General features: G+C 67.9%; 11 protein-coding genes and 1 tRNA gene. 7 read left to right on the top strand and 5 right to left on the bottom strand.

The window, feature by feature from the left end; genetic code table 11:
- Both Q0632_RS07330 and Q0632_RS07325 read left to right on the top strand, forming a co-directional pair.
- On the top strand, positions 1-3,416 hold a 3,416-nt coding region (locus Q0632_RS07330; protein ID WP_298926500.1), incomplete at its 5' end, for a response regulator.
- Positions 3,413-5,494 (top strand): response regulator, encoded by a 2,082-nt coding sequence (locus tag Q0632_RS07325; protein WP_298926497.1) that lies wholly within the window; start codon positions 3,413-3,415, stop codon positions 5,492-5,494. The genes Q0632_RS07330 and Q0632_RS07325, both read left to right, overlap by 4 nt.
- A 56-nt stretch (positions 5,495-5,550) precedes the next feature.
- Here the strand turns inward: Q0632_RS07325 and Q0632_RS07320 are convergent.
- Positions 5,551-5,641: transfer RNA gene (locus Q0632_RS07320), tRNA-Ser, on the bottom strand.
- Between the two features lie 184 nt (positions 5,642-5,825).
- On the opposite strand from Q0632_RS07320, the gene Q0632_RS07315 reads away from it, so the two are divergent.
- Genes Q0632_RS07315 through Q0632_RS07295 form a run of 5 tightly spaced genes read left to right on the top strand, consistent with a single transcriptional unit; the run spans position 5,826 to position 13,509 of the window.
- On the top strand, positions 5,826-7,505 hold the full coding sequence (locus Q0632_RS07315) for a DUF1302 domain-containing protein (RefSeq protein ID WP_298926494.1): 1,680 nt from the start codon (positions 5,826-5,828) through the stop codon (positions 7,503-7,505).
- Positions 7,506-7,516: 11 nt separating this feature from the next.
- Complete coding sequence (locus tag Q0632_RS07310; protein ID WP_298926491.1) at positions 7,517-8,866, top strand: DUF1329 domain-containing protein; 1,350 nt, start codon at positions 7,517-7,519, stop codon at positions 8,864-8,866.
- 10 nt (positions 8,867-8,876) lie between these two features.
- Positions 8,877-9,839 (top strand): YCF48-related protein, encoded by a 963-nt coding sequence (locus tag Q0632_RS07305; protein WP_298926489.1) that lies wholly within the window; start codon positions 8,877-8,879, stop codon positions 9,837-9,839.
- 29 nt (positions 9,840-9,868) lie between these two features.
- The gene (locus Q0632_RS07300) at positions 9,869-12,241 is read left to right on the top strand and encodes an MMPL family transporter (protein WP_298926487.1); all 2,373 of its coding nucleotides are present in this window, start codon (positions 9,869-9,871) and stop codon (positions 12,239-12,241) included.
- 59 nt (positions 12,242-12,300) lie between these two features.
- Complete coding sequence (locus Q0632_RS07295; protein ID WP_298926485.1) at positions 12,301-13,509, top strand: alpha/beta hydrolase; 1,209 nt, start codon at positions 12,301-12,303, stop codon at positions 13,507-13,509.
- 4 nt (positions 13,510-13,513) lie between these two features.
- Here the strand turns inward: Q0632_RS07295 and Q0632_RS07290 are convergent, their stop codons facing one another.
- From Q0632_RS07290 to Q0632_RS07275, 4 genes are read right to left on the bottom strand one after another with little or no spacing between them, the layout of a single operon-like run.
- On the bottom strand, positions 13,514-14,494 hold the full coding sequence (locus Q0632_RS07290; RefSeq protein ID WP_298926483.1) for a tripartite tricarboxylate transporter substrate binding protein: 981 nt from the start codon (positions 14,492-14,494) through the stop codon (positions 13,514-13,516).
- Positions 14,495-14,520: 26 nt separating this feature from the next.
- Positions 14,521-15,534 carry a putative sulfate exporter family transporter gene (locus tag Q0632_RS07285; RefSeq protein ID WP_298926480.1) on the bottom strand — a complete coding sequence of 338 codons (1,014 nt, stop codon included), beginning with the start codon at positions 15,532-15,534 and terminating at the stop codon, positions 14,521-14,523.
- A 2-nt stretch (positions 15,535-15,536) separates the two neighbouring features.
- Positions 15,537-17,165, bottom strand: a complete 1,629-nt coding sequence (locus Q0632_RS07280) for a 3-(methylthio)propionyl-CoA ligase (RefSeq protein WP_298926477.1) — start codon at positions 17,163-17,165, stop codon at positions 15,537-15,539.
- Positions 17,166-17,184: 19 nt separating this feature from the next.
- Entirely contained in the window at positions 17,185-18,537 is a 1,353-nt protein-coding gene (locus Q0632_RS07275) for an MFS transporter (protein ID WP_298926474.1), read from the bottom strand.
- Positions 18,538-18,540: the final 3 nt, after the last annotated feature.

Below are 18,540 nucleotides of genomic sequence, written 5' to 3'. Positions count from 1 at the left end.
TGGACGTCAAGGGCGAAATCCTGGAGCTCAAGAACACCATCAACACCATGGTGGACCAGCTGCGTTCCTTCGCTTCGGAAGTGACGCGGGTGGCCCGTGAAGTGGGCACCGAAGGCAAGCTGGGTGGCCAGGCCGACGTGCAAGGCGTGGCCGGCACCTGGAAGGACCTGACCGACAACGTGAACTTCATGGCCGGCAACCTGACCTCGCAGGTACGCGGTATTGCCGGCGTGGTGACCGCGGTGGCCAACGGCGATCTGGAACGCAAGCTGACGGTGGAGGCCAAGGGTGAAATCGCTGCCCTGGCGGACACGATCAACGGCATGACCGACACGCTGGCAACTTTTGCCGACCAGGTGACGACGGTGGCACGCGAAGTGGGCGTGGAGGGCAAGCTGGGCGGCCAGGCCAAGGTGCCGGGCGCCTCGGGCACCTGGAAAGGTTTGACGGAAAACGTGAACCAGCTGGCGGCCAATCTCACGACCCAGGTGCGCGCCATCGCCGAGGTGGCGACGGCCGTGACGCAGGGCGACCTGACCCGCTCCATCACGGTGGAAGCCCTGGGCGAAGTGGCGGCCCTGAAGGACACCATCAACGAGATGATCCGCAACCTCAAAGACACAACCCAGGTCAACACCGAGCAGGACTGGCTCAAGACCAACCTGGCGAAGTTCTCCCGCATGCTGCAAGGCCAGAAGGACCTGGTGGCGGTCGGCCACCTGATCCTGTCGGAGCTGGCACCCGTGGTCGGCGCGCAGCAGGCCGAGTTCTATGTGCTGCGCTACACCCATGAGCAGCCCAAGCTGCGCCTGATGGCCAGCTATGCCTCGGACGGCCACGGTTCCTACGGCAAGGAGCTGGAATTGGGCCAGGGCCTGGTCGGCCAGTGCGCCTACGACAAGAAGAAAATCCTGCTGACCTCGGCCATCCCGGACAGCCTGCGCATCTCCTCGGGTCTGGCCGAGGTGGCGCCGCTGAACGTGCTGGTCTTGCCCATCATCTTTGAAGGGCAGGTCCGCGGCGTGGTGGAACTGGCCTCGGTGGAGCGCTTCAACCCCACCCACCAGGCCTTCCTGGACCAGTTGACCGAGTCCATCGGCATCGTGATCAACACGATCGAGGCCAACATGCGCACGGAAGACCTGCTGACCCAGTCGCAGTCGCTGGCGCAGGAGTTGCAAAGCCGCCAGCAGGAGCTGCAGCAGACCAATGAGGAACTGCAGGAGAAAGCCCGCCTGCTGGCCCACCAGAACCACGAGGTGGAGCGCAAGAACCAGGAGGTGGAGCAGGCCCGCCAGGCGCTGGAAGAAAAGGCCAAGCAGCTGGCCCTGACCTCCAAGTACAAGTCGGAATTCCTGGCCAACATGTCGCACGAGCTGCGCACCCCGCTGAACTCGCTGCTGATCCTGTCCGACCAGCTGTCCAAGAACCCGGACGGCAACCTCAGCAACAAGCAGGTGGAATTCGCCAAGACCATCCACTCCTCGGGCAACGACCTGCTGATGCTGATCAACGACATCCTGGACCTGTCCAAGATCGAGTCCGGCACCGTGGCGGTGGATGTGAGCGAGCTGCGCCTGTCCGACCTGCAGCTGTATGTGGAGCGCACCTTCCGCCATGTGGCTGAGGCCAAGAACGTGGACTTCCTGATCCATTCGGGCGTGCAGCCGGCGGTCTCCGTGGTCACCGACATCAAGCGGCTGCAGCAGATCCTGAAGAACCTGCTGTCCAACGCCTTCAAGTTCACCCACCAGGGCCAGGTGACGCTGTCGCTGGACGAGGTTGTCGGCGGCTGGAGCCGCGACAACGAGGAATTGAACCGGGCCCAGCAGGTGATCGCCTTCTCGGTCTCGGACACCGGCATCGGCATCTCGGGCGACAAACAGCAGATCATTTTCGAAGCCTTCCAGCAGGCCGACGGCTCGACCAGCCGCAAGTACGGCGGCACCGGCCTGGGCCTGGCCATCAGCCGTGAGCTGTCCAAGCTGCTGGGTGGTGAGATCCGGCTGGCCAGCGCCCCCGGCCAGGGCAGCACCTTCACGCTGTACCTGCCGATGCACTACCCCGCGACCCGCGGCGTGCGCCGCGCCCCGTCCTTCGGCGAGGCCCGCGTCGAGTTGCCGCCGCCACAGACGCAGCGCCTGCCCGCGCCCCAGCCAGAACCGCTGGCACCGCGCGACGACGCCGTGGATGCCGCGCCGATCAACGAAGCCGATGACGACCGCGACAACATCCACCAGGGCGATCTGGTCCTGCTGATCGTCGAGAACGACCTGGCCTTCGCCAGGTTCCTGCTCGATGCTGCCCGCGCCAAGGGCTTCCGCGGACTGGTCACCTCGATGGGGGCGGGCGCGCTGACCCTGGCCAGCCAGTTCCAACTGGCGGCGGTCACGCTGGACATGTACCTGCCCGACATGGACGGCTGGCGCGTGCTGGACCGCCTCAAGCAGGACTTCGGCGCCCGCCACATCCCGGTGTGCGTGATTTCCACCGACGACTCCAGGGCGCGCGCTTTCAAGGGCGGCGCCGTGGCCTTTGTCGAAAAGCCGATCCAGTCCAAGGAAGTGCTCGATGCCATGCTGGACCGGCTGCGCTCGTACATCACGCGCCAGCAGCGCAACGTCCTGGTCGCCCTGAAGGACACCGCCGTGCGGCGCGATTTACTGGCCGGCATCGAGGACGACCAGGTCAATGCGGTGGTGGTCAAGAGCGCGGACAAGTTCCTGGAAGCCCTGGAAGAGAACCGCTTCGACTGCGTGGTGCTGGACGACAGCTTCGCCCGGCTCGACAGCAGCGCCACGCGGCGCGCCCTGGCCGCGCAGGCCGGGCTGGGCCCCTTGCCGCTGCTGGTCTACCGCGATGCGGGTGCCGAGGGAGTCGGCCGTTTCGCCTGGCATTCAGACGACGAGATCACGGTCCACGACATCCACACACCGGCCAAGCTGTTCGACATGGCGCTGCTGGCCCTGCACCACAACCTGGCGCGCCTGCCCGAGGCCAGACGCGCCATGCTGGACGACGCCATCAGCGGCACCAAGCCGCTGGCTGGCAAGCGGGTGCTCATCGTCGACGACGACATGCGCAACATCTTCGCCCTGGCCACGGTGCTGGAGGAACACGCGATGGACATCGTCTGGGCCGACAACGGCCGTGAGGCCATCAACCGGGTGGCCAACGACCCGCAGATCCAGGTCGTTCTGATGGACATCATGATGCCGGAGATGGATGGCATGGCAACGATGAAGGAAATCCGAAAGCTGCCGGCGGGCCGCAACCTGCCTATGATTGCGGTCACCGCCAAGGCCATGAAGGGCGACCGCGAAAAATGCATCGAAGCGGGCGCCTGGGACTACCTGTCCAAACCCGTCAACACACAGGACCTGCTCGCTGTTTTGCGCGCATGGTTGCACCAGTGACAATTACTTCCGCCAACGGCCGCCCGGCCACAGGACCGGGCACGCAAGACAAGGTCAACATCCTGGTGGTGGACGACCTGCAGGAAAAGCACGTCGTCTTTCGCACCATCCTGGACGAACTGGACCAGAACGTCGTCAGCGCCCGCTCAGGCAAGGAGGCCTTGCGCTGCATCCTGGAGATGGAGTTCGCGGTCATCCTGCTGGATGTCAACATGCCCGACATCGACGGCCTGGAGACCGCCAGCCTGATCCGCCAGTACAAGAAGTCGGCGCAGACGCCGATTGTCTTCATCACCGCCTACGTCGATGAGTTGCAGGCCCAACGTGGCTATGCGCTGGGCGCGGTGGACTACATCCCATCGCCTGTGGTGCCTGAGGTGCTGCGCTCCAAGGTAAGGGTGTTTGTCGAGCTGTTCCGCATGAACCGGCAACTGCAGCTGCGGGTGGAAGAGCGTGAGCAGCTGGCGCGCTCGGAAGCCGCGCGGGCCGCCGCCGAGGATGCGATCCACCGGGCCGACTATTTGGCGCAAGCCAGCCAGCTGTTGTCGCGTTCGCTGGACACCCAGCAGACCATCGATGCGCTGCTGGACGTGGCTGTGCCCATGCTGGGCCAGCGGGCCATCCTGGCCCAGGTGGGCGACGATGGCGCGGTCAGCACATTGCGAGCGCACCCGGTAGGCCAGGCCCAGCCCCCCCTCTTGCCACCGGGCCTGGAGGCCGCGCTGCACGGCGCGCTGGCGCACAAGCAGTTTTCCCTGTGGGAGGAGGGCGGCCAGGCCGCCGCCATCTGCCCGCTGCTGGCCGGTGCCAGCATCCGGGGCGCCTTGCTGTTGTTGGGGCCGCGCGCTGATTTCGACACCGCGCGCATCGCCCTGGCGCGCGAGGTGGCTGGCCGCGCGTCGATCGCCCTGGAGAACGCCAGGCTCTATGCCGCCGTGCAGGAAGCGGACCGCCGCAAGAACGAGTTCCTGGCCATGCTGGCGCACGAACTGCGCAACCCGCTGGCGCCGATCCGCAACGCGGTCCACATCATGCAAGGCAGCCACGTCGATCCGCAGAAGATGACCTGGGCACGCGATGTGATCAGCCGCCAGGCCGACCATATGTCGCGCCTGATCGATGACCTGCTGGATGTCTCGCGCATCGTCCAGGGCAAGGTGACCGTCAAGCGCGAGAAGCTGACCCTGGCCAGCCTGATGGAGCGCTCGATCGAGGCCAGCGGGCCCCGCATTGCCGCCCATGGCCAGCAGCTGGAAGTGAGCTTGCCCGACGAGCCCATCGTGATCGATGGCGATGGCATGCGGCTGGCCCAGGTGGTGTCCAACCTGATCAACAACGCCGCCAAGTTTTCTCCCGGCGGCGCCACCATCCACCTGAGCGCCGGCTATGCCGACGGCGAAGTGCGGCTGTCGGTGAAGGACCAGGGGGCGGGCATCGCACCGGAGTTCATGCCCCACATCTTCGATCTCTTCGCCCAGGCCGACCAGTCGCTGGACCGCTCGCAGGGCGGGCTGGGCATCGGCCTGACCCTGGTCAAGCATCTGGTGGAACTGCACGGCGGTCGCGTCGAGGCCCGCAGCGACGGCGTGGGCCGCGGCACCGAGGTGGTGGTGTGCCTTCCTGCGCAACCTGCCGTGCCGGAACAGGGCCGCGTGGCGCCCGCACCGGCCGCGGTCCCGCCACGCGCCACCGCGTCATCGCGCATCCTGGTGGTTGACGATCTGGCGGCCTCCGCCGAGACGCTGATGACGCTGCTGGAAATGGAGGGATTCGAGGTGCGCATCGCCAGCGAAGGCATGGCGGCGCTGCGGATCGCGGAAGAGTTCCATCCCGAGGTCGTGCTGCTGGACATCGGCCTGCCGGGCATGAACGGCTTCGAGGTGGCGCATCGCCTGCGCAAGCAGCCGGCATCGCGCGACGCCTTGCTGATTGCCTTGACGGGCTATGGCGAGGCCGAGAGCCGCAACCGCTCGGCCGAGGCGGGCTTTGACTTCCACATGGTCAAGCCGGCGGACGTCAACCTGCTGCTGTCCATGCTTGCCAACCCGCAGGACGTGCGCAAGGCCAAGGTCGCCTGAAGGTACTGCAGCAACGAAAAAGCCCCGCATTGCGGGGCTTTTTCGTGGTTTTTTTGTGGCGGAGCAGGCGGGATTCGAACCCGCGGAGGGCTATTAACCCTCACACGCTTTCCAGGCGTGCGACTTAAACCACTCATCCACCGCTCCTGAGCCCACGATTGTAGCAGCGCTGAAACGGCCGCCCGTCCGAGCGGGGTCGACCGGCCTCGGGTTGACCCTTACCCACCCGCCAAGAGGGGGCTGGCACACCCCCCTGGTTTCCAGAATTCACCACGAACACGGCCTGCGTCCCCAGCATGGCTGGTTCTTCCAACGAACACGAGGAAATCCAGTGAACGCATCGCCTACCCAGCCCATTCCTGCGGCGCGCCTGCGGGCCATCGCCGCAGCCGTCGGCTTGCTGGCCGCCGGTTCTGCCGCGGCCTTCGAACTCGAGACCGGCAACCCGGACCTGGCGGTCCGCTGGGACAACACGGTCCGTGTCAATTACGGCGTGCGCGTGGAAAACCGCGACAGCAAGATCGGCAACTCCGCGCTGGCGGACGAAGGCGACTACAGCTTCGACCGCCATGATGCCGTGGCCAAGCGGCTGGACCTGCTGTCTGAGCTGGACGTCGTCTACAAGAAGCGCTACGGCATGCGCCTGAGCGGCGCCGGCTGGTTCGACGATGCCTACGGCGCGGAAAGCCGCGGCAATCCCAACCTGCCGCTGTCGGGCATCCCCAGCTACGTCAATCACCAGTACAGCCCGCTGGTCAAGCGCCTGTACCGTGGGGCGTCCGGCGAAGTGATGGATGCGTTCGTGTTCGGTTCCGCCGATATTGGCGCTGTGCCGGTGCAGGCCAAGGCCGGCCGCCACACCCTGTACTGGGGCGAGTCGCTGTTTCTGGGCGGCCACATGCACAGCATCGCCTATGCCCAGAATCCGCTGGACCTGCAAAAAGGCTTTGCCACGCCAGGGACGGAGGCCAAGGAGCTGTTCCGGCCGCTGAACCAGCTGTCCGCGCAGGCGCAGCTGAGCGACACGCTGTCGCTGTCGGGCCAGTACATGCTGGAGTGGGAGTCCGCCCGTTACCCTGAAGGTGGAACCTACCTCGGCCCGGTCGACTTCGTGTTCAACGGGCCCGACCGCCAGTTCCTCTCGCCTGGCCTGGGTTTTGGCTACCGCACGCCGGCCGCCGAGCCGTCCCAGCACGGCGAATTTGGCGTGGCGGCACGCTGGAGCCCGGTCTGGCTGGACGGCACGCTGGGCTTCCACTACCGCCGCTTCGCCGACAAGCTGCCGCAGACGCTGATCACGCGCGCCGGACCGGCCAACACCAGCGGCTACACCCTGGTCTACGCCGATGAGATCGACATGTTCGGCCTGAGCCTGTCCAAAAACCTCGCCGGCATCAGCGTCGGCGCGGAAGTGTCCTACCGCCGCAACGGCCCCCTGAACAGCCAGGTGCTGGGCGTTGCTCCCGGCCTGCCGGCGCAGGGCGAGACCAAGGGGCCGCGCGGTGACACCATGCACGCGCTGGTCAATGCCGCCGGCGCGCTGTCGCGCAGCGCCGTGTTCGATGCCGCCACCTACGCAGCCGAACTGCAGTGGTCGCACTGGAACAACGTGCGCAGCGGCGCCAACCTGTTCAATGCCGTGGGTTACGCGCCCTGCGTGGGCAAGGACAAGTGGGACGGCTGCGCGACCAAGAACTATGTCGGTGTCAGCGTCGCCTTCAACCCGATCTGGTACCAGGTGTTCCCGGGTGTGGACCTGTCGATGCCCTTGTCCTACTCGGTGGGCCTGAGCGGCAATGCCGCCACGGTCTTCGGTGGCAACGAGGGCCTGGGCAATTACGGTGTCGGCATCGGCGCGGACGTGTTCCAGAAATACCGTTTCGACCTGAAGTACATCGACTTCGTCGGCCGCTACAAGGACAACGGCACGGCCGTCACCTCCACCAATGGCCTGACGACCTTCCTCAAAGACCGCGGCTTCGTCAGCCTCACGTTCAAGACCACCTTCTGAAAGACCAGCACATGAAGGCACAAACCAAGCTCCTGGCGGCCGCCATCGCCGCCGCCCTCCCGTGGTTCGCGTCCGCGGCCGTCACGGCCGATGAGGCCAAGGCCCTGGGCACGACCCTGACCGCCGTGGGCGCCGAGAAGGCCGCCAGCAAGGACGGCACCATCCCGGCCTATGCCGGTGGCCTCACCACCGCGCCCGCCGGCTTCAAGGCCGGCGACGGCATCCGCCCGAACCCGTTCGCTACCGAAAAGCCGCGGCTGGTGGTCGATGCGAAGAACATGGCGCAGCACGCGGGCAACCTGACCGAGGGCGCCAAGGCCCTGCTGCAGAAATACCCGAGCTTCCGCCTCGATGTCTATCCCACCCAGCGCAGCGTGGCCTACCCCAAGTTCGTCGCCGACAACACCGCCAGGAATGCAGTCCGCGCCAAGACGCTCAATGACGGCCGCTCCATCGAGGGCGCGCATGCGGGCTTTCCGTTTCCCATCCCCAAGACCGGCAACGAAGCCATGTGGAACCACCTGCTGCGCTTCAACGGCGTCGCCTACCAGGCCAAGTACCGCAACCTGAGCGTGGACACTGCCGGCCGCACAACGCTGTCGGTGGAAGGCCAGAGCACGCAGGAGTTCCCGTTCTGGGATGCCGCCAAGGCCGACACCGACACCTTCTGGCGCATGAAGCTGCAGTACACCGGCCCCGCGCGCCGCGCCGGCGAAGCCCTGATGCTGATCGACCCGCTCGACATCGGCAGCAAGGACCGCCGCGCGTGGAGCTACCTGCCGGGCCAGCGCCGGGTGCGCGTGGCGCCCGACCTTTCGCACGACACGCCCAACCCGGGCACGGCCGGCACCACCACCTTCGACGACACCTTCATCTTCAATGGCTCGATGGACCGGTTCGACTTCAAGCTGGTTGGCAAGAAAGAAATCCTGGTGCCCTACAACGCCTATGCGGCGGTCTACCAGGCCAAGCAGGACGAGCTGCTCAAGCCCAACCACCTCAACCCGGACCTGGTGCGCTGGGAACTGCACCGCGTCTGGGTGGTCGAGGCCAAGCTCAAGGAAGGCAAGCGCCACGTGTATTCGCGCCGCACCTTCTACCTGGACGAGGATTCCTGGTCGGCGCTGGCCTCCGACGGCTATGACGCCCGCGGCCAGCTGTACCGCACAGGCTTTGCCTACATGGCTCCGAGCTACGACCTGCCAGCGCCGTACACCGACATGTTCGGCCACTACGACCTGGTCACTGGCACCTACTCGCTGACCGGCTTCATCGCCGAAACCGGCGGCCTGCGCCACGTGCAGGCCCTGCCGGACCGCGAGTGGACGCCCGACGCGCTGGCCGGCGCCGGCATCCGCTGAAGACGGTGCCATGAAGGTCTCGCACATCGGATTGCTGCTTGTCGCTGGTGCCGCCCTGGCCGGCCCGGGCGGGGCGGCTGCCGTGCGCGACGTTCTGGACACGCCGGCCCAGGCCACCCGCCTGGCCGATCGGGCGCCGCTGCTGGCCCTGGCCGCAGCCGGAGCGCGCACCGTTGCGGTGGGCCAACGCGGCCACATCCTGACCTCCGGAGACGGCGGCCGCAGCTGGCAACAGGCCAAGGTGCCGGTGAGCTCCGACCTGGTGGCCCTGCATTTCCCCACGCCGCGCAAAGGCTGGGCCGTCGGCCACGACGGCGTGATCCTGCACAGCGCGGACGGGGGAGATAACTGGGCACGCCAGCGCGACGGTCGCCCCGACGCCGCCGACGTGCCGCTGCTGGACGTCTGGTTCCAGGACGAACGCGTCGGTTACGCCGTGGGGGCCTTCGGGCTTGCCCTGCGCACCGAGGACGGCGGCGCCCGCTGGACCAGCCTCAAGGACAGCATCGCCAATCCCAAGGGCTTGCACCTGTATGCGGTGCGCGGCATCGGCTCCGATGTGTTCATGGTCGGCGAGCAGGGCCTGCTGCTCAGGCTCGACCGCGCCAGTGGCCAGTTTCAGGCCGTGCCCCAGCCTTACCAGGGAACTCTGTTCGGCATTGCCGGCAATGGCCGCGCGCTCATCGTCCATGGCCTGCGCGGCACCGTGCTGCGCAGCACCGATGGTGGCGAGACCTGGCGGGCCGTGACCACAGGCGTTGCGGCCAGCATCACCGCATCCACGGTCGATCCGGGCGGACGCATCCTGCTGGCGAGCCAGTCCGGCCAGCTCCTGGCCAGCCGCGACGACGGCGCCAGTTTCCAGGTCCTGCCGCTGGCGCGGCCCGTTCCCGCCGCCGGCATCCTGCTGGCCGCGCCGGGCCAGTTGCTGGTGGCCGGGCCGCGCGGCGTGCAGACCCAGGCCCTGCCCTGAGGCAGGCCGTTTTTTCGCCGGAGTTGTCCATGCATGCCCCCTCCCTGGTCGCGCCGACGGCGGTCAACACAGCGTTCGACCCCGGCGCCGGCTCTCGCCTGGAGCGGCTCGTCTTCGGCCAGCGCCGTGCCGTCCTGCTGCTGTGCGCCATCCTCACGCTGGTGCTGGCGGCCACGGCCGCCTGGCGGCTGGGACTCAATGCCAGCTTTGACAAGATGGTTCCACGCGACCATCCCTTCATCCAGAACTACCTGCAGCAGCGCGCCGAACTGCGCGGCCTGGGCGATTCGCTGCGCGTCGTGGTGGAGAACCCGCGCGGCGACATCTATGACGCCCGCTACCTGGAGGCGCTGCGCAAGATCCACGACGAGCTGTTCCTGGCGCCAGGCGTGGACCGCGCCTGGCTCAAGTCCTTGTGGGCGCCGGGCGTGCGCTGGACCGAGGTCACGGAAGAGGGCTTCCGCGGCGGCCCGGTGATGCCGGACAACTTCAATGGCAGCGCCGCCACCACCGAGCAGTTGCGCGTCAACATCGCGCGGGCCGGCCTGATGGGCAGCCTGGTGGGCACGGATTCGCGCTCCAGCATGATCGTTGTGCCCTTGCTGGCTGCGGACGCCGCTGGCGCGCAACGTGTGGACTACCGCGTCCTGTCCAGGGCGATTGATGGCCTGCGCGAGCGCTACGAGGCGCAGGGCGAGCAGGCCCCGGTGCGCATCCGTGCCGTCGGTTTCGCCAAGCTGGTGGGCGACCTGATCGACGGCCTGGTGGCTGTCGCCCTGTACTTCGCGCTGGCGGCCCTGGTGGTCAGCGCCATCCTCTACCTGTACACACGCAGCCTGCGCACCACGGCACTGGTCGTCATGTGCTCGCTGGTCGCCGTGGTTTGGCAACTGGGGATGGTGGCCATGCTGGGCCTGCAGCTGGACCCCTATTCCATCCTGGTGCCCTTCCTGGTGTTCGCCATCGGCGTCAGCCACGGCGCCCAGAAGATGAACGGCATCATGCAGGACATCGCCGATGGCGCGTCGCGCCTGGTGGCGGCCCGCCTGACCTTCCGCAGGCTGTTCCTGGCAGGCCTGACCGCGCTGGTGGCCGACGTGGTGGGCTTTGCGGTGCTGATGGTGATCGACATCCCGGTGATCCGCGAGCTGGCCCTGGCCGCCAGCATGGGCGTTGCCGCCCTGGTGGTCACCAACCTGATCCTGTTGCCGGTGCTGCTGTCCTATCTGGCCGTCGGTGCAGCGCCGCGCCCCGCCGGGTCCAGCGCGCTGGACCGCGCCTTCGACTGGCTGGTCCGCCTGGCCGAACCGAAGCGCGCCAGAATCACCGTGGCCGCGACCCTGGTGCTGACCGTGCTGGCCTGGGCCGCCAGCACGCAGCTCAAGATCGGCGACCTCGACGCCGGCGCGCCCGAACTGCGCGCCGACTCGCGCTACAACCGCGACAACGCCTACATCACCGGCCACTACAGCCTGTCGAGCGATACCTTCGCCGTGATCATCAAGACCGGCAAGGAGGGCTGCCTGCAGTACGAGACCCTGGTGGAAGCCGATCGCCTGGCCTGGGCCCTGCAGCAGGTGCCCGGCGTGCAGACGACGGTGGCGCTGACCAACGCGGTGCGCCAGATCACCGCCGGCAGCAACGAGGGCAGCCCCAAATGGCTGACCATCGCCCGCAACCAGGACGTGCTCAACTACGGCGCGCAGCAGGCCAGCGTCAACAACCCGGAGCTGTTCAACAACGACTGCTCGGTGATGCCGGTGATCGCCTACCTGTCCGACCACCGTGCGGAGACGCTGGACCGGGTGGTGGCCGTGGCCCAGGCCTTCGCCGACACGCACAGCACGCCGGAGCGCCAGTTCCTGCTGGCCGCCGGCAGCGCCGGCATCGAGGCCGCCACCAACGTCGTGGTGCGCAAGGCCTGGCTGCAGATGCTGCTGCTGGTCTACGCGGCGGTCATCGTCCTGTGCTTCATCACCTTCCGCAGCTGGCGGGCCGTCGTCGTGGCGGTGGTGCCGCTGGTGCTGACCTCGCTGCTGTGCGAGGCGCTGATGGTGGCGCTGGGCATAGGCGTCAAGGTGGCGACGCTTCCTGTCATCGCGCTGGGCGTGGGCATCGGCGTGGACTACGCTCTGTACCTGCTGTCGGTACAGCTCGCGCAGCAGCGCGCCGGCCTGCCGCTGGAAAAAGCCTACCGACGGGCGCTGGACTTCACGGGCAAGGTGGTGGTGCTGGTGGGTGTGACACTTGCCGTCGCGGTGGCCACCTGGGCCCTGTCCCCGATCAAGTTCCAGGGTGACATGGGCCTGCTGCTGGCCTTCATGTTCATCTGGAACATGGCCGGCGCGGTGGTGCTGATCCCGGCGCTGTCGCATTTCCTGCTGCGCGGCCGCCCGGCCTGAACAAATGAAATATCATCTTCCGGACCTGGCCATTGGGGCCATAGAGGATAGGAGCCGGAATGATCCATCTCGTTCGCACGTTCGTGCTGCTCGGTGCCTTGCTGGCAACGTTCGCGTCGCCCGCTTCCGCCCAAAGCGAGCCGCCTGTGCGGGTGAGTTCCGGCGTCTCCTACCAATTTCTGGCGCGTTGGGACGTCGACCGGCTCAACACCATCCTGCAAACTGATACGCCCAAGCTTTTCGGTGTCAAGGTCGACTACACGCCGGCGCGCAATGCGGTGCGGCTCTACCGGGTCAGCTATGGCTCGGTCGTGCCTGAACAGGCCAACCGGCCGATCACCGCTTCTGGCCTGCTGGCGATTCCTGAAACGGGCGGCCCGACATTCCCCATGGTGTCTTACCAGCACGGCACCGTGTACGGCCGGCAACAAGTCCCGTCCTTTCCCGAGCAGTCGCCCGAGACGCAGCTGATGATCGCCCAGTTCGCGGGGCAGGGCTATGTCCTGATCGGCGCCGACTACTTCGGGCTCGGAACGTCGACGGCACCGGAGGGCTACATGGTCAAAGGCAGCCACCAGCAGGCCAGCCACGACATGCTCATGGCCAGCCGCAGTGTGCTCGACCACATGAAGCTCGCCAGCGACAAGCTGTTCCTGTCCGGTTGGTCGCAGGGGGGATTCGTGGCCATGGCCTTCCTCCAGAAGCTTGAGGCCATCGACCTGCCCGTGCGCGCTACTGCCACTGCCGCCGCGCCGCTCGACATGTTCGCGCTGCTCGCCGGCGCGCTCAGCTTTCCGCGACCGACCGATGCACCCTGGCTCAACAGCATCGTCATCCTCACGGCGTTCGCCTTCGAGAACTACCACGGCATGCCAGGGCTGGCACGCTCGGTGCTGGCCGACCCGTACTACGAAGCATCGCTCAAGGCCTACCAACGGCAGCCGTTCGACGCCGCGGCCATCCCGGAGCTGCGCAAGCTGGTGCGCCCGGAGTACCTCGATCCGAAGTTCTTCAGCAACTCGCCGTACGGCAAGCTCATTGGCACGACCGAAGCCTATCGCTGGGTGGTTCGCTCGCCGGTGCGCAACTTCTACGGCGAACGCGACGAGGGCGTCACCACGGGCGTCGGCCGCATTGCGCAGACCTATGCCCAGGGAATGGGCGCGGGGAATCCCCAGGTCGAGGCCATTTCCACCGGTGCGACCGACCACCGCGGCACATTCGCGACTGCTGTTCCCCAGTGGAAGGCCTGGTTCGACGGCAAGTAAGCCGTTATTCAGGCTTGAAGTTGATCGCCTTCAACATCGCGCCGACCCGCTCGTAGTCGGCCTTCAGGCCGGCTTCCATCTCTTGCGGCGTGCGCGGCTGGCCAACGTCGAAGCCGGTGTCCTGCATGCGCTGGCGCAGGGCCGGATCGGCCAGCACCTTGAGCGTGGCAGCGCGAACGCGCTCCTGGACCGCGGCCGGCGCATCGGGCGTGGACCACAGGCCCATCCAGGCCAGGGCTTCCAGCGTGGGGTAGCCCAGCTCGGCGAAGGTCGGGACGTCCGGCAGCAACGGCGTGCGGCGCGGCGTGCTGACGGCAAAGGCCTTGAGCTTGCCGCTGCGGATCAGCGGCAGCGAGGTCGGGACGGCGTCGAACATCAGCGGCACGTGGTTGCCCATCACGTCGGCCAGCGCCGGCGTCGAGCCCTTGTAGGCCACGTGTTCGAGATGGATGCCGGCCGCCTGGTTCAGCGCCAGGCCCAGCACGTGCGACAGCGTGCCGGCGCTGTAGGAGGCGTAATTGACCTTGCCCGGATGGGCCTTGGCATGGGCCACCAGCTCTTTGAGGTCCTTGGCAGGAAAGCCCGGGTTGCCCACCAGCACCAGGCCGCCGCGCGCCAGTTCGGCCACCGGACGCAGTTCCTTGGCCATGTCCCAGCGCAGCTTGACGATGTGCGGGATCTCGCTGACCAGCGAATTGACGCCGACCATGAAGGTGTAGCCGTCGCGCGGCGCCTGCAGCAGTTCGGCGGTGGCGATCGCGCCGGCAGCGCCCGGCTTGGGATCGACGATCACGGGCTGGCCCAGTTCGCGGCTCAGGCCGTCGGCCACCGTGCGGGCGATGATGTCGGCGTTGGCGCCAGCGGGCCCGGCCACGACGATACGGATCGGCTTGGCCGGCCAGGTCTGGGCCTGCGCGCCGACACCAGTCAGCGCCAGCGCGGCGCCGGCCAGCAGGGTGCGGCGGGACAGATGGGATGGGTTCATGGCGGTCTCCTTGGGTCCAGTGTGCATTAGCCAAGCCACCGCAACAGCAGCAAGGCCAGAAGAGCGAGAAACACGGTCTCGCCCACCATCAGGACAACCGGCTTGATGCCGACCGTCACAAGTTCCTTCAAATGGGTTTTCATGCCGATGGCGGCGATGGCCACCACCAGGCACCAGCGCGAGACGTCCGTGCCCGTGCTTGCCAGGCTGACGGGCAGCCAGCCTGTGCTGTTGACCCCCACCAGCAGCGCGAAAGCCACCGCGAACCAGGGCAGCAATGGCGGCCGTTCGCCGCCGCCGGCAGCACCGGCCTGGCGCGTGAACACGGTGGCCAGCACGATCACCGGCAGCAGCATCGCCACCCGCAGCAGCTTGACCAGGGTGGCGGTGTCGCCGGTCTCGGTCGACAAGCTGTAGCCCGCGCCCACGACCTGGGCGACGTCGTGGATGGTGACGCCCAGGAACAGGCCCGCCGTGCGCTCGTCCAGGTCCAGGGCGCGCACCAGCATCGGATAGGCCACCATGGCCAGCGTCGACAGGGCCGACACGCCGATCACGGTGAACAGCGTGGCGCGGTCCTTCTGCGGATGCGCCGGCAAGGCCGCCGACAGGGCCAAGGCCGCCGATGCGCCACAGATGGCAGTGGCGCCGCCGGTCAACAGGCCGAACAGACGTTGGAAGCCCATGGCGCGGGCTGCCACGATGGACACGGCAATGGTCAGTACCACCGACAGCAGGACCAGGCCCAGCGGGCCCCAGCCCAGCGCCACGACCTGGGCCAGGGTGATGCGCAGGCCGAGCAGGGCGATGCCCACGCGCAGCACCTGGCGGGCGGCGAACTCGATGCCGGGGCGGCAGGGGCCGTCGGTGGACAGAAAGGCCATGGCCATGCCCAGCAGCAGCGCGAACAGCATCACCGGCGCGCCGTAGTGCTGGGACAGAAAGGTCGCGGCCGTGGCCACGACGGCGCTGGCCAGCAGGCCGGGCGCGAGCAGGCGCAGCTGGCCGGCCCAGGCCGGCAGGGGGAGGGCCGCCAGCATGCTCAGGCGGTGGGCAGGCGGTGCTCGCGGAAGATCTCGCGCAGCCTGTTCTTCTGGACCTTGCCGGTGGCGCCCAGCGGGATGGCGTCGACGAAGGCCACGTCGTCGGGGGTCCACCAGCGCGCGATCTTGCCGTCGTAGAAGGCCAGCAGCTGTTCGCGCGTCACCTCGGCGCCGGCTTTGCGTACCACCACCAGCAGCGGCCGTTCGTCCCATTTCGGATGCGAAGCGGCGATGCAGGCGGCCAGCGCCACCGCCGGGTGGGCCATCGCGATGTTCTCCAGGTCGATCGAGCCTATCCACTCGCCGCCGGACTTGATCACGTCCTTGCTGCGGTCGGTGATCTGCATGAAGCCGTCGGCGTCGATGGTGGCCACGTCGCCGGTGGGGAACCAGCCGTCGACCAGGGGATCGCCGCCGTCGCCCTTGAAGTAGCTGGCGATCACCCAGGGGCCGCGCACCAGCAGTTCGCCAGCGGCCTTGCCGTCATGCGGCAAGGTCTGGCCCTGCTCATCGACAATCTTCATGTCGACGCCGAACACGGCACGGCCCTGTTTGGCCTGGATCGCCAGGCGCTGCTCGGCCGGCAGCTTTTCCTGCGAGGCTTTGAGCACGCAGGCCGTGCCCAGTGGGCTCAACTCGGTCATGCCCCAGGCATGGAGCACGCTCACCTCATAGCGCTCCTGGAAGGCGCGCATCATGGCCGGCGGGCAGGCCGAGCCGCCGATGATGGTGCGGCGCATGCTGGAGAACTTCAGGCCGTTGGTTTCCACGTGGGCCAGCAGGCCCTGCCACACGGTGGGGACGCCGGCGGACAGGGTCACGCCTTCGCGCTCGAACAGCTCATACAGGTTCTTGCCGTCCAGGAAGGGCCCGGGCAGCACCAGCTTGGCGCCGACCATGCAGGCCGCGTAGGGCAGGCCCCAGGCATTGACGTGGAACATGGGCACCACCGGCAGGATGACCTCGCGCGCCGACACGTTCAGCGCATCGGGTAGGGCGCTGGCGTAGCAATGCAGCACCGTGGAGCGGTGGCTGTAGAGCGCGCCCTTGGGGTTGCCCGTGGTGCCCGAGGTGTAGCACAGCGAGCTGGCGCTGTTCTCGTCGAACAGCGGCCAGGCGAACGTGTCGGGTTGGGCGGCCACCAGCTCCTCGTAGCACAGCAGGTTGGGGATGTCGGCCTTGGCCGGCATGTGGGCGCGGCCGGTCATGGCGACGAAGGCCTTGACGCCGGGCAGCCGGTGGGCCACGGCCTCGACCAGGGGCAGAAAGCTCAGGTCGAAGAACAGCACCTGGTCCTGCGCATGTTCGGCGATCCACACCACCTGGTCGGGGTGCAGCCGAGGGTTGAGCGTGTGCAGCACCGAGCCCGAGCCGGAGACGGCGTAGTACAGCTCCATGTGGCGGTGGCCGTTCCAGGCCAGCGTGGCCACCCGCTCGCCAAAGCCCACGCCCAGCGCCTGCAGGGCGTTGGCCAGCTGGCGCGAGCGCGCCGCGAGGTCGCGGTAGGTATAGCGGTGGATGTCGCCTTCGACCCGGCGCGACACCACTTCCTGCTCGCCGTGGTGGCGCTCGGCGTGGATCAGCAGGGAGGAGACCAGCAGCGGCTGCTGCATCATGGATGCGTTCATCTCGATTGTCCTTGTCTTGTCAGGGGGCCGTGGCCGGCTGCGCGGCGGGGTTGACGGGCGCCTGCGGCGGCGCGCTGGCGCGTTCGGCATCGTCCTGGTAAGTGCGCGCCGCCAGCACCATGGCCAGGGCCGCAGGCAGGGAAAACAGCGGCACGGCCGTGAGCGCCGCTTCCAGGCCGAAGGCGTCGGACAGCAGGCCGGCGACCACCGGCCCCAGGGCCAGGCCGAACAGGTTCTGGAACAGGGCCAGCACGGAGGCGCCGGTGGCACGCACGCCCGGATGGACGACGTCGATCACCACGGCCGAGACCGGGCCGACCGTGCAGGTCATGACGAAGCCGCCGGCGGCGACCAGGGCCAGCTGCAGCCAGGATGGCGCCGCCGGAAGCCAGCTGTGCACCCCGAAGGCGGCCACCAGCAGCGCCAGCGACAGCAGGCACAACACCGCCATCGCGTGCAGCTTGCGGGCCGGCCGCCGCTTGCCGGCGCGGTCCACCACGGCGCCCCACAGCACGCTGCCTGCGGCGCCGCCCAGCACGACCAGGGCGGCCACGACCGCAGCCCGCTCGGGCGCCAGGCCGTGTACCCGGTTCAGGAAGCTGGGCAGCCAGGACCAGACGGCCGACACCACCACCAGCTGGGCCGCACCACCGATGCAGACCCACAGCATGGTGGGCGAGCGCGCCAGGGCACGGACGATGTGCAGCGCGACCTCGCCCGGGCTGCGCGTGGCGCGGTCGAGCACCGGTGTCAGCTGCACGGTCGGGTAGTCGCGCACCTTGAGGTAGACCAGGGCCAGCACCAGACCGGGCAGGCCCAGCACGCCGAAGGCGGCCTGCCAGCCCCAGCGCGCGGCAATGGCGCCGCCCAGCATCACGCCCAGCACCGAACCGACCGAGGCGGCGGCGAAAAAGCCCGCCAGCAATGCCCCGCGCATGCGCACCGGGAAGTGGCTGGCGATCACGGCGGCGCCGACCGAGCCGTAGCCGGCCTCGCCCACGCCGACCAGGGCGCGCGCCGCCAGAAGCTGGGTGAAATTGCGCGTCCACATGCACGAGATCGTGGCCAGGCTCCACAGCGCTGCCATGGCGGCGATGCACTTGACCCGGCTGACGCGGTCGGCGAACAGCGCCACCGGCAGCGAGCCCAGACCCACGGTCAGCGACACCACCGACACCAGGCTGCCCAGCTGGGTGTCGGACAGGCCCCATTCGCGTTTGATGAAGGGGAACAGCGAGACCACGATCTGGCGGTCGACGTAGTCCACCACCATGAGCGCGAGCGACATCGCAAATGCGAACCAGGCCGGCCCGCGGCCGAACAGGTAGCCGTCGGCTGTTGCGGGCGCGGCTGCGGAAGAAGGGGTTTGCATGGG

The organism is uncultured Ramlibacter sp., from assembly GCF_936925435.1.
Taxonomy (GTDB): Bacteria; Pseudomonadota; Gammaproteobacteria; order Burkholderiales; family Burkholderiaceae_C; genus Ramlibacter.
This window is presented reverse-complemented; position numbering and strand designations above follow the sequence as displayed.

What these genes read in the sequence shown, in the direction of transcription:
- Q0632_RS07280 (WP_298926477.1), bottom strand. Translation starts at nt 17,165, where the DNA reads ATGAACGCATCCATGATGCAGCAGCCGCTGCTGGTCTCCTCCCTGCTG.
- Q0632_RS07300 (WP_298926487.1), top strand. Translation starts at nt 9,869, where the DNA reads ATGCATGCCCCCTCCCTGGTCGCGCCGACGGCGGTCAACACAGCGTTC.
- Q0632_RS07275 (WP_298926474.1), bottom strand. Translation starts at nt 18,537, where the DNA reads ATGCAAACCCCTTCTTCCGCAGCCGCGCCCGCAACAGCCGACGGCTAC.
- Q0632_RS07305 (WP_298926489.1), top strand. Translation starts at nt 8,877, where the DNA reads ATGAAGGTCTCGCACATCGGATTGCTGCTTGTCGCTGGTGCCGCCCTG.
- Q0632_RS07295 (WP_298926485.1), top strand. Translation starts at nt 12,301, where the DNA reads ATGATCCATCTCGTTCGCACGTTCGTGCTGCTCGGTGCCTTGCTGGCA.
- Q0632_RS07290 (WP_298926483.1), bottom strand. Translation starts at nt 14,494, where the DNA reads ATGAACCCATCCCATCTGTCCCGCCGCACCCTGCTGGCCGGCGCCGCG.
- Q0632_RS07285 (WP_298926480.1), bottom strand. Translation starts at nt 15,534, where the DNA reads ATGCTGGCGGCCCTCCCCCTGCCGGCCTGGGCCGGCCAGCTGCGCCTG.
- Q0632_RS07310 (WP_298926491.1), top strand. Translation starts at nt 7,517, where the DNA reads ATGAAGGCACAAACCAAGCTCCTGGCGGCCGCCATCGCCGCCGCCCTC.